The 11,306-nt window shown below is 69.3% G+C and carries 9 protein-coding genes; 6 read left to right on the plus strand and 3 right to left on the minus strand.

Annotated elements, in window-relative coordinates; translation table 11 throughout:
• From AC5P1B_RS34545 to AC5P1B_RS34560, 4 genes are all read left to right on the plus strand, one after another.
• A partial coding sequence (locus AC5P1B_RS34545; protein WP_493891977.1) for a transketolase C-terminal domain-containing protein occupies positions 1-276 on the plus strand: 276 nt, incomplete at its 5' end.
• 372 nt (positions 277-648) lie between these two features.
• Positions 649-1,833: a DegT/DnrJ/EryC1/StrS family aminotransferase gene (locus tag AC5P1B_RS34550; RefSeq protein WP_493891978.1), complete on the plus strand. Its 1,185-nt coding sequence runs from the start codon at positions 649-651 to the stop codon at positions 1,831-1,833.
• Position 1,834: 1 nt separating this feature from the next.
• Entirely contained in the window at positions 1,835-2,953 is a 1,119-nt protein-coding gene (locus AC5P1B_RS34555; RefSeq protein WP_493891979.1) for a DegT/DnrJ/EryC1/StrS family aminotransferase, read from the plus strand.
• A 10-nt stretch (positions 2,954-2,963) separates the two neighbouring features.
• The gene (locus AC5P1B_RS34560) at positions 2,964-4,226 is read left to right on the plus strand and encodes a nucleotide sugar dehydrogenase (protein WP_493891980.1); all 1,263 of its coding nucleotides are present in this window, start codon (positions 2,964-2,966) and stop codon (positions 4,224-4,226) included.
• 369 nt (positions 4,227-4,595) lie between these two features.
• On the opposite strand, the gene AC5P1B_RS34565 is transcribed toward AC5P1B_RS34560, so the two are convergent.
• Both AC5P1B_RS34565 and AC5P1B_RS34570 read right to left on the minus strand, forming a co-directional pair.
• On the minus strand, positions 4,596-5,489 hold the full coding sequence (locus AC5P1B_RS34565) for an AfsR/SARP family transcriptional regulator (RefSeq protein ID WP_493891981.1): 894 nt from the start codon (positions 5,487-5,489) through the stop codon (positions 4,596-4,598).
• A gap of 651 nt (positions 5,490-6,140) precedes the next feature.
• On the minus strand, positions 6,141-6,797 hold the full coding sequence (locus AC5P1B_RS34570; RefSeq protein WP_493891982.1) for a hemerythrin domain-containing protein: 657 nt from the start codon (positions 6,795-6,797) through the stop codon (positions 6,141-6,143).
• Positions 6,798-7,481: 684 nt separating this feature from the next.
• Between AC5P1B_RS34570 and AC5P1B_RS34575 the strand changes: the two genes are divergently transcribed.
• Positions 7,482-8,756, plus strand: a complete 1,275-nt coding sequence (locus AC5P1B_RS34575) for a hypothetical protein (RefSeq protein WP_493891983.1) — start codon at positions 7,482-7,484, stop codon at positions 8,754-8,756.
• On the opposite strand, the gene AC5P1B_RS34580 is transcribed toward AC5P1B_RS34575, so the two are convergent.
• The gene (locus AC5P1B_RS34580) at positions 8,722-9,627 is read right to left on the minus strand and encodes a LysR family transcriptional regulator (protein WP_493891984.1); all 906 of its coding nucleotides are present in this window, start codon (positions 9,625-9,627) and stop codon (positions 8,722-8,724) included. The two genes, AC5P1B_RS34575 and AC5P1B_RS34580, sit on opposite strands and share 35 nt — an antisense overlap.
• A 328-nt stretch (positions 9,628-9,955) precedes the next feature.
• Between AC5P1B_RS34580 and AC5P1B_RS34585 the strand changes: the two genes are divergently transcribed.
• Positions 9,956-11,143, plus strand: a complete 1,188-nt coding sequence (locus AC5P1B_RS34585) for an MFS transporter (RefSeq protein WP_493891989.1) — start codon at positions 9,956-9,958, stop codon at positions 11,141-11,143.
• Positions 11,144-11,306 lie beyond the last annotated feature (163 nt).

Here is an 11,306-nt window from a genome sequence, read left to right on the forward strand (position 1 = left end):
TCCGCCCTCGTCGGCCTCGCCGCCGAACACCAACTCGTCGCCACCGTCGAGGACAACGGCCGCGTCGGCGGCGTCGGCATGGCGCTCAGGCAGGCCCTGCGCGACGCTGGGGTGGACACGCCCGTACGGGACTTCGGCCTGCTCCAGAAGTTCTACGAGCACGCCAGCAGGGCCGACGTCCTGGCGGAGTCCGGGCTGACGGCGGCCACGATCGCCGAGGCCGTCGATGACGTTTTCGCCTCCGTTGACCCGCTGTTGCTCAGCGGCGCCTCGTGACCGTCCGGGTGCCACCCGCCGGACGTCCGGCCACGCGCCCGGGCACACACCAGCGGACGCCGGAGGGAACTTCACGAGGGTCAGGGGCCGTACGGCCGGTATAGGGGGTCGGCGGGCCGCCACAAGGGCCCGACCCGAACGGTGCGGAGCCGTCCGCGCACGATCCGTCCGCGCCGCTCCGCATGTCCACCGGGAATTGCCATACCCGCCCCCGCGTATAGCAAGATCTTGCCCGGTCCACGTTCCGCTCTCGTGCCGCATGGCAGGTTTACCCGGCGGTTCGCCCATTCCGCCTTCCTGGCCTGGAACGTTCCCTACCGGCAAGTTCTTGTCCGTAGCGACGTCACAGAGCCACTTCATAGCGTCACTCTCATGGTGTCCTCGCTTACCGATGCCCCGCCCGCGCCGGTCCCGTTCTTCACGCAGGCGGAGTCCTTCAAGGAGCTTTGGCCTCTCATCACCCGACATACGGACGATGTGTTCGACCGAGGCAAGTTCTCCCACGGACGTAAGGTGGCGGAGTTCGAGCGAGCCATCGCCGAATACACCGGCGCCCGGCACGCGATCGCCGTCAACAGCGGCACCGACGCGCTGGTGATCCTGCTGCGCGCCGCCGGGATCGAACCGGGTGACGAGGTCATCGTCCCCGCCTTCTCGTTCTTCGCCTCCGCCTCCGCCGTCTCCCTGGCCGGAGCCACGCCTGTCTTCGCCGACATCACCACCGACGGCGACTACGGCCTGGACGCCGCCTCCGTGGAGGAGGCCGTCACCGAGCGCACCCGCGCCATCATGCCCGTCCACCTGTTCAGCCAGCTGGCTGACATGACAGCGCTGTCAGAGCTGGCCCGCCGCCGGGACCTGATGCTCATCGAGGACAGCGCCGAGGCGATCGGCATGCGCTGGGACGGCACGCACGCCGGGCTCCTCGGCGCGGGCGGAGTGCTGTCGTTCTTCCCCACCAAGACACTCGGCGCGCTGGGTGACGCGGGCATGGTCCTCACCGACGACGACGAACTCGCCGACCAGGCGGCCGTCCTGCGGCACCACGGCCGGATGGGCAAGACCATCGACCACATCGCCGGGATCTCCAACCTCTCCCGGGTGCCGGGCACCAACAGCAAGATGGACGACATCCAGGCGGCCGTCCTGATGGCCAAGATGACCCGCCTCGACCGGGACATCGCACGCCGCCGGGAACTCGCCGACGCCTACACGGAGCGCCTCCACGGCGCCGACGGCGTCCTGGCCGTGCCCCGCCTGGTGCCCCGCTCCGCCGACTCCGAGCCGGTCTTCTACGTCTACCAGGTCGAGATGGAGGCCAGGGATGAGCTGGTGGCCCATCTGACGGCTCGTGGCATCGGCACCGAGACGTACTACCCCCGGCCGCTGCACACCCAGCCCTGCTACGCGGACGCGGGCTACCAGGCCGGAAGCCTCCCCCATGCGGAGGCCGCCTGTGAACGTACGCTGGCACTGCCGCTCTACCCGGACCTGACCGAGGCACGGTTGGAGACGGTCTGCGCCGCCATCTTCGACTTCTACGCCGGAAGGCGATGACATGGCCACCATCCCGTTCTTCCCCCCGGACCTCTTCGAGGAGGACCGGCAGGCGTTCAAGGACCTGCTCTTCGAGGTCGGCACGGACGAGGAGCAGAAGTTCATCCTCGGGCGGCGCACCGCGGAGTTCGAGGAGGAGCTGCGGCGCACCACGGGGGCCGAGCACGTCATCGCGTGCTCCAGCGGCACGGGTGGCCTCAACCTCGCTGTGCAGGCCCTCGGCATCGGGCCCGGCGACGAGGTCATCGTGCCCGCGTTCTGCTGCCAGCCCGTCGCCAGCTCGGTGACCAGCGTGGGCGCGACCCCCGTCTTCGCCGACGTCAACCCGCACACCATGGTCATGGACCCGGAAGCGGCGGAGCGCCTCATCACCGACCGGACGCGTGCGCTCATGCCCGCCCACGTCTTCTCGATCATGGCCGATATGCCCCGCTTCAACAAGCTCGGGCGCGACCGGGGCCTGAAGGTCATCGAGGACGCGGCCGTCGCCCAGGGCGCCGTGCTCGACGGCGTGCCCTCCGGGCGCTGGGGCGACGTCGGAGTCTTCTCCTTCTTCCAGGTCAAGGCGTTCGGCACGGTGGGCGAGGGCGGCGCGGTGCTCACCGACGACCCCGAGCTGGGCAAGGTCGTCCGGATGCTGCGCAACCACGGCCAGGATGGCATCACCCGCTTCCTGCACCACCGCATCGGCCAGAACAGCCGGTTCGACGAGATCATCGCGGCGTTCCAGCTGCACCGGCGCGCGGGCTTCGACGACCGGCTTGAGCGCCGCGCCAAGATCGCCGACTACTACACGGAGCGCTTCGCGCCCCTGGCGGGGCGGGGCGTCCTCGCCCCGCCCGCGGGCCGCAACGGCCGCTGCTACTACGTGTACTCCCTCCTCGTCGAGCAGCGTGCCGACCTGCGGACCTGGCTGACGGAGAAGGAGATCGGCACACACGTCTACTACCCGGTCCCGCTGCCGCGCCAGCCCGCCTTCGCAGGGTTCGCCCCCGAAGGCGGGCACTGGCCCGGCGCCCAGCGCGCCAGCGACCACAACCTGGCCATCCCCATCTGGCCCCATCTCACCGACAGCCAGGTGGAGTACATCGCTGACTCGGTCTGTGAATTCTTCGACTAAGGAGCTTTCCATGACCACCAAGCTGGTCGTAGTGGGGCAGGGATACGTCGGCCTGCCGCTCGCCGTGGCGGCCGCGGAACACGGCTACCAGGTCGTGGGGTACGACATCGATGAATCCCGGGTGAAGAAGCTGGCCGTAGGGGACTCCTTCGTCGGCGACGTCACCGTGGAACGGCTCGGCGCCGTACTCGACCGGGGCACCTACCAGCCGAGTATCGACACCGACGACCTGGCGGGCTTCGACATGGCCGTCATCACGGTTCCCACCCCGCTGCACGAGGGCGTCCCCGACCTCTCGCACATCGAGGCCGCGGGCCACGCGCTCGCCGTACGGCTGCGCCCCGGTGCCACGGTGGTCCTGGAATCCACCAGCTATCCGGGCACCACCGAGGAAGTCCTCGCGCCGCTCCTGCGCAAGGGCTCGGGACTGGAGCCGGGGGCCGACTTCCACCTGGGTTACAGCCCCGAGCGCATCGACCCGGGAAACGCCAACTGGACGTTCGAGACCACGCCCAAGGTGGTATCCGGTATCGACGCGGCGTCGCTGGCGAGGATCGAGACGTTCTACGCCTCCATCGTCCGGGAGGTCGTGGTCGCGAAGTCGACGCGCGTCGCCGAACTCGCGAAGGTCATGGAGAACACCTTCAGGCACGTGAACATCGCGCTCGTCAACGAACTCGCCACGCACGCCGAGGGAATAGGCGTCGATGTCTGGGACGCCCTGGACGTCGCCTCCACCAAGCCGTTCGGCTTCATGCGGTTCACGCCGGGCCCGGGGGTCGGTGGCCACTGCCTGCCGGTCGACCCGCTGTATCTGTCGTGGAAGGTCGAGCGGAACTCCAGCAAGCGCTTCCGGCTGGTGGAGCTGGCGGACGAGCTGAACAACCAGATGCCGGAGTACGTGGTACGCAAACTGACCCGCGGCCTCGACCGGCGGCACCAGACCGTCACCGGCTCGCGCATCCTGATGCTCGGCCTCGCGTACAAGCCGAACACCGGCGACGTAAGGGAATCCCCGGCGCTGCCGATCGCCAGGATGCTCATCGAGGCGGGCGCGACGGTCCGGGTCGCCGACCCGCACGTGACCGAGAGCCCCGACATCGCCGGCCTCCTCCAGGTCGAACTCACCCCGGAGGAGATCTCCCGGGCTCACGCCGTGCTCATCGTCACCGACCACGACGCCTTCGACTACGACGCCATCGCCTCGTCGGCGCGGTACGTATTCGACTGCAGGCACCGGCTGCCTGTCTCGGAGGACATCGAGTCGCTCTGAGCACGGGCACCACCGGCTGACCACCGGCACCAGTCACGGGCCACCGCGTGCCGCCGCACGCAAGGGGGTCGCAGCCGCGTCCGGGAGCCGGCAGCGCTGAGTGCCCGGCGGGTGTTCCGCCCCCCGCCGGGGCGCGCCTCTCTTCGGTTGTCGCGCTGGCCCTCGCGTGGTCCTGCCGCGCCGTGGGCCGTACCGCGGTGTCCGCTGCCGCGCTGTGTGCGCGGCGCTGAACGTTACGCCCGCGTACGGCTCGTGGGGTGAGCGTGAGCTATGCCGAGCGCGGCCCTCGGCGAGGACGCATACCGAAGGTAACGCGCGTAACTCGGGCAGGACTCGACCAGTCCGGAAGGGAAGGGGCCGCCGTTCTCGTCAGCCCCGGACCTGCTCGCCCCGTGCGTGGACGGGGGGCGAGGTGGAAGGCTGGGCGGGAACGGAGGGCACGGACGCGTAGCGCGCGAGATCGAGAGCCAGCACGGACTCGGTACCCGCCGGGCTGTCGATGACCGGGTCGCAGGCCAGGACGGCCTGGTGGAGGTTGCGCATCCGGGGCGAGGGCTCAAGACCGAGGTCGTCGTGCAGCACCTGCCGCAGCCGCTTGACGACTTCCAGCGCCTGGGCGCGGCGGCCCGAGCGGTACAACGCGAGCATGAGCTGCGCGTGCAGGTTTTCGTGAGTCGGGTACTTGGTGACCAGGGCGCTGAGCTCGCCGAGAAGTTCATGGTGGCGGCCGAGGCGCAGATCGGCGTCGATGCGCTGCTCGTGCACGCTGATCCGGTCCTCTTCGAGCCCCACGAGGTGGGCTCGCAGCACCGGGCCCGCCTGCACATCGGACAGCGCGGAGCCCTGCCACATCGTCAGCGCGCGGGTCAGCAGCGAGGACGCGGCGAAGTCGTCCCGGTGCAGTTCGGAGCGGCCCTCACGCACGAGTGCGGTGAAGATGTTGGCGTCGAGTTCGTCATTGCGCACGGCCAGCAAATAACCGCCGTCCCGGGTCTCCAGAACACGGCGCGCAGCTTGTAAACTGCCGATGCGCGGAACTCTGCGCAAAGTGCGCCTCAGCTGGAGGATGTAGGACTGCAAAGTGGAGAGCGCCGTGTTGGGCGGCGATGTCTCCCAGAGTTCATCGATGCATGTGCTGGTGGAAACGACCTGATTGGCGTTGAGCAGCAGCAGGGCCAAAAGCTGCCGTTGTTTTGGTGCGGTCGGGGTGTAGGAGCGCCCCTGCTCGTACATGCGAAGCGGGCCCAATATGGCAAATTCCATGACGTTCTCGTTCACCTTCCAGAAGAGTGTGACGAGAGGCTCGATGAGTAGGGACGCATAGGCAGGGCACGCAGGCAAGGCGTCGTCGCAGCGCGGGAGTCACTACGCGAATGGTCCCGCTTCGATCGCTCCGCTGGGGGACGGGCGTCCACCACTGTTCCGCCGCACCTGTCTCCATGTGCCCTTATCGCGTCGCCTGTTCATCCCCCCGTGGCTGAAAGTCGAGCAAATCTGGAGCCAGCAGGCAGTCTATGTCACCTCAAGTCGGTCGTTCAACAGTTCACCAGTGAGTCGCTAGTTCCGCATGATGGAGCGTGTTCGGGCTTCGAACGATCCAGATGGTAACCCGCTTTGAGCTGTGTACCTATGGCTCTTGCGGCTCTAGGACGGACGGCCATCGGAGCGCCTATTTCTCCAGCGCGACCAGCATTCGGCAGCCTTGGTCCATGCCAGGCGCCGAGTTGCCGAGGGTACCCCGTTGACGTCCGTCACGTGTGAAGACATGTGAAACTTGTGACACGCGTGAACCCCCGTCACCTGTTGAGGTGGCGGGGGTCGCGGTTGCTTACAAAAGGTGAACGGGCGGGGCGTCAACGGCCTTGCTGGTCAATGCAGTTGTGCGGGCGCGCTGAAGGAGCGCGAGTGGCTGAATCAGGCGAGGCCGGCCAGCTCCCAGCGCGGCGTCCGCTCATACCGTGGTTGCCATACGCTCCGGCACAGGAAGCGCAGAGGGGGCGAGAGCAGCTCAAGAATCTGGTTCCGGGTGCGGTCGGGGGCGCCGTCGAGCAGCCACGGGAAGAATGACGCCACGCCCTTCAGGCCCACCTGGCGACGCTGTTCGTCGCAGAAAGCGTCCCATTCCCGCTGGCTTATCAAGCTCTGCACCAGCGGAAGCGCCTCGGCTTCCTCGTGGTCGAGGTGGGAGAGCAGCGAGGTGGAGAAGTCCTCGGCGTACTCGCGGAGCCGGAAACGCCGGTCGTGGGCGAGCGCGGCGTCGATCTTCCTGATCATGGGGTCCATGTCGGCGTGCTCGGCCTCCATGGACTCCAGGACCTCCAACTCCCGATGCTGACCGGCCAGCTTCGCCCGCATGGCGGGCCAGAGCACGCAGTCCTTCGCGGTGCGCTGGATCGCCAGATACCGCTTGAGCGTCTGCCAACCCGCCCTGATGGAGGCGCCGTCCCGGGCGTCCTCGCTGCACGAGGCGGACATCAGCAGGGCCACGTCGCGGCGGAAGGCGTTGTGCACCGCGTACGTCATCGTCAGATCGGCCCGACTCTGGCTGCGGGTCCCGGCTATGGCGCTCAAGAGCTGCCTCCTCATGGGCGAGAAGTCTGGTGCAGGTTGCTCCGAATCTTCGGAACAGTGTGCACCTCAACGTCCTCTGGTGCAAGTTGTTCCACAGCGAGAATGCTCTCCTGACCGGCCAACCAGTCGAGTCCGGGCATCTCAAACCCCCTGTCGCTACCCTCGGGAACCAGCCACATCGGCACTGTGATCAGGCCAACCGCCTGCGGACTGGCGGGACTTGACGAAGGTGCCGGTGTTGTGCGGCAGGTTACTGGCGCCTGAGGACTTCCGTACCCGCCCCGCCGCGGGTGTGTGTGCCCGGCTGCGGGGCGCACGTGTTCGCGGCGGGGGAGTGCGTGCGCGCCCCGACGGCGCACGTCTTCCCGGCCGCCCTGGGGGCCCTGGGTGCCGGGCGGGGCCGGTGTCGTCCGTCGCCGGACCGGCGCGCGCACGCGCGGCCCGCTGCGGGCGGCGTGCCCGCGCCTTTTCGCCAACCTTTCGCCTTGTGGAAGCACGGCCGCCACTCGGCATTGATCCTTCCGTATAACGATTTCCGCTGACGGTAAACCATAAGGCCGCGGGCGACGCCCATTCGCGTACGGGCCCCATGATGTTCCGATGTGAATTATGTGACCTGAAATAATTCCCTCGGTGCGAGATCTGCGTGCTGAACAGCGGCAATGCGCGGACATGATCGCCCGCATGGCCTTGTCTCGCTACGCCGACCATAAGGCCGGGCAGCCGGCGCCTGTGCGCATTCCCTCGCCGAGCCGTGGCGCGGCGGCGCTGCGCTGGGCCATGCCCGCTCTCTGCGGATACGTCGCCGTCCGGCTGGTGGGGATTCTGGCCCTGTGGGCTGCGGCTTCGCCTGCTGACAAAAGCGTCATCAAACTGCTCAACGGCCGCTGGGACTCGCTGTGGTATCTGCGGGTGGCGGAGTCCGGTTATGGCGTCGACATTCTCCTCGCCGACGGAGGCGTCCATTCCAATCTGGCATTCTTCCCGCTCCTCCCGGCTCTGGAACGGGGGTTGTCGTGGATCACGCCGGTGAGTGCGGCCGGCGCCGGTCTCGCGGTCAGCTGGATTGCCTCGCTGTTCGCCGCCTGGGGGATCTTCGCCGTAGGTGCCCATCTTCAGGGTCGGCGGACCGGCATGGTGCTCGCGGTGCTGTGGGGCGTTTATCCGACCGCGTACGTCCAGTCGATGGCGTACACCGAGACGCTGTTCACCGCACTGGCCGCCTGGGCGCTCTACGCCGTGCTGACCGGACGCTGGGTGTGCGCGGGGGCGCTGTGCGCGCTCAGCGGGCTGACCCGCCCCTCGGCCGTCGCGCTGATCGCGGCCCTGGTGATCCCGGCGGCTGCCGTCATGGTTCGCGCGTCGCGGCACGGAGCGGCATGGGGCGAACTCGCCCGTGGACACTGGAGATTGCTCGCGGGCGCCGTCCTCGCGCCGATGGGCTGGCTGGCGTATGTGGCGTTCGTCGCCGTACGGAGAGACAGCCCGCTGGCCTACTTCGAGGTGCAGGCGGAGTGGGGCAACAGCGTCGATGGCGGCGCGGCCCTCGCGGGCTACGTGGCAGGGCTCTTCGCCGCGGGGAACATCCTCGGCGGGCTCGGGCTGTGTGCCGTGTTCGCGCTGCTGGGCCGGCTGCTGCTGCTCTGCGTACGGCTGCGGTTGCCGTTGCCCGTGCTGCTCTACTGCTTCTGCGTGGTCGCGGTCTCCCTGATCGGTTCCGGCTACTTCACCTCCCGGCCGCGCCTGATGATGCCCGCCTTCCCCCTGCTGATCCCGGCAGCCGTCGCACTGCTGAGGCTGCGGTGGGTGTGGCGGACGCTGGTTCTCGGGCTGCTCGCCGTCGCCTCCGGCGCGTATGGGGCGTTCGTGCTCTTGGGCCCCGGCCCCCGTGAGGACACGCCGGATGGAGGTGCCCTGCCGTCCCTCAGGCCGTCGGCTGGTCGGCGATGGCCTGGCTGAGGGCCCTGTGCCGGGCGGTCTCCCTGGCCTGCGGCCAGATCAGGCCCAGGGTCGAATCGGGCAGGCCGATGACCGGAACGAATCTGACGTCGCCGCGGCCCTGGTGGGTGGCGGTCGGCGCGCAGAAGAGCATGGCGCCCCGGAGCGCGGCGACGGCGGACAGGCCCTCCTGGAGTGTGCTGATCAAGGGCCCGGCGGGGATCGGACGGCCGCCCGGGGTGGTGGGCGGAGCCATGAACTCGCGCCAGTAGCGGGGGGCCGGGCCGCCCAGACCGATGAGGCGGCACTCGGCCAGCTCCTCGGCGGTGACCGACGCGCGGCCGGCGAACGGATGCCGGGTGGAGACCGCGAGCAGCTGCGGCTCCTTGGAGAAGACCGTACCGACGACGAGGTCGGGCTCCTCCACGGGCAGGCAGACGAGCGCCGCGTCCACGTCGCCGCGCCGCACGGCACCGAACGGGTCGGCCAGCGGTATCTCGACGGGAGCGATCTCGCACCCGGGATGCCGTTCCCTGAAGGTGCCGATCGCCTCCATGATCCGCTCATCGGCCGCCCCCAGGAATCCGACCCGCAGCGTGCCGTCGAGACCCTGGGCCGCCGTGCGCGCGCCCTCGACCGCGGTACGCAGCGCGTCGTACGCCGGGCGCAGTTCGGCCAGGAAACGCTCGCCGGACGGGGTCAGCCACACGCGGCGGCTGGTGCGCTCCAGCAACCGGGCGCCGATGCGGCGCTCCAGCGCGCTGAGCAACTGGCTGACCCGGCTCTGCGACACGTACAGCCGCGTGGCCGCCCGGCCGAAGTGCAGTTCCTCGCTGAGCGTCAGGAAGCACTCCAGCTCTCTGATCTCCAGACCACCGGTCACCGCACCCACCAGGACCTCCTTTGCCACGCCCCCGCCCGCGCATGCCGCGGTCATGGAGTGTGCCGCGTTCATGCGGCGGCCGTTTTCGCGCCCCGTCAGCAGTTCGTCAGGGCCGCGCGTATCGATGAATCTGACTCATCCAAGGATGAGAGGTTCGGCGTTGTTCCCGCGGCCGGTCTGGCAGAAGGCTGGTGCCATGTCCGAAACCAACAAACGTTCGACCGCGACCGGGGCATCCACGCCCTCGCACGGGCATGTGGCCCACCCCCACCGCAAGCCCGCCGCGGTGTCCGACGCCTCCGACGCGGGCTCCGTGTCCGGTACCGACACCCCACCGATGCCATCCGAGACCCCCGCCGCCCCCTCGGCGCCGACGAGCTGGCTCGCCGTCGCCGCTGTGGCGGTCGGCATCTTCACCGTGGTCACCACCGAGATGCTGCCGGTCGGCCTGCTGACGTCGATCGGTTCGACACTGCACGTCTCCGACGGAACGGCCGGGCTGGCGATGACGCTGCCCGGGATCGTCGCCGCCATCGCCGCACCGCTGCTCGCCGTCTCCGCGGGCGGCATCGACCGCAAGCTCATGCTGTGCTCCCTGATGGCACTGCTCGTGGCGGCCAACCTGGTCTCCGCGTTCGCCCCCAACTTCACTGTCCTGCTCATCTCCCGGGTCCTGGTCGGACTGAGCATCGGCGGCGTGTGGTCCATCGCCGCCGGGCTCGCCATACGGCTCGTACCGGCGAAATCCGTCGGCACCGCCACCTCACTGATCTTCAGCGGCATCGCGGTCGCCTCGGTGCTCGGGGTGCCCGCGGGCACGCTGATCGGCGACCTGGCGGACTGGCGTGCGGCGTTCTGGGTGATGGCCGCCCTCGCGCTCGGCGTGCTGATCGCGATGGCCGTACTCCTGCCGCCGCTGCCCGCCACCCAGGCCATCCGGCCGAGCGACCTGCCCGCGCTGCTGCGCAACCCCACCCTGCGGATCGGCCTGATCATCACCGCCTTGCTGGTCACCGGTCACTTCGGCGCGTACACCTATGTCCGGCCCGTCCTTGAGGAGGTGTCCGGGGTCGGCCCGGGGCTGATCAGCACGCTGCTGCTCGTCTACGGCGTCGCCGGCATCATCGGCAACTTCCTGGCCGGGTCGCGTGCCCAGCGTGACCCGCGTGGCGCGCTCATGGTGCTGGCCGGGCTGCTGGCCCTGGCTCTGCTGCTGATCCCGGTCTTCGGCACCACGACGCTGGGCGCCACCGTGCTGCTCATCGTGTGGGGGCTGGCCTACGGGGGAGTGTCGGTCAGCGCACAGGGATGGATGTTCCGCGCGGCGCCGGAAGCGCGCGAGGTGGGATCGGCGCTGTTCGTCTCGGTGTTCAACACCTCCATCTCGCTGGGCGCCCTGCTCGGCGGCCGGGCGGCGGACGGCATCGCCGTCTCCAGCGTGCTGTGGTTCGGCGGCATGCTGCTGGTCGTCGCGCTCGCGACGCTGTGGCTTGTCGGCGGGAAGGTGATGCCGCGGCAGGAATAGCGCGTGCACTGCCCCAGTTCCAAGGCGGCGGGCGGGGCGACCCCGCCCGCCCTGTCCCGTTGTCCACCAGGTGGACGCCGCCCGGGAACGACAGTCCGTTCCGGCGGCACGCGGCGCTGCCGCGGGTCGGCGGCCAGTGGTGTCAACAGCCCTCACCCGGCCC

The sequence above is a fragment of the Streptomyces sp. A01 genome (assembly GCF_059026195.1).